The sequence below is a fragment of the Salmonella sp. SAL4457 genome (genome assembly GCF_046548235.1).
GTDB classification, from domain to species: domain Bacteria; phylum Pseudomonadota; class Gammaproteobacteria; order Enterobacterales; family Enterobacteriaceae; genus Salmonella; species Salmonella enterica.
The window spans coordinates 1-248 of the sequence record NZ_JBGDZO010001043.1 but is presented as its reverse complement, the minus strand read 5'-3'; the positions used below and the strand labels follow the sequence as shown (position 1 = coordinate 248).

The following is a 248-nucleotide window of genomic DNA, read 5'->3' as shown; positions in this document are numbered from 1 at the left end:
ACCGGGATCGCTACCGACAGGACCACCAACATGAACAGCAGGCCGATCCCCGCCGCCCGCCAGTTGGAAATGAACGCTCCGCCCGCTGCCTTGTGGCTGTCCAGGGCCGGACCGAAGGCTGATTTGGCGTAGTAGACCATGCCGAATATCTGCGCCACCGTGAAGCCGATCGAGTGGATGTTCTCCGGCAGTATCGCGCCCCGAACTGGCAGCAGGACAAACAGGCAGAGGCCGACCAGCCAGGTTAT

Annotated in this window: 1 protein-coding gene; it reads right to left on the bottom strand. The window is 62.5% G+C overall.

The window, feature by feature from the left end:
- Positions 1 to 248, bottom strand: a 248-nt coding sequence (locus ACLJNW_RS27360) for a hypothetical protein (RefSeq protein WP_410961695.1), incomplete at both ends; no start/stop codon positions are given.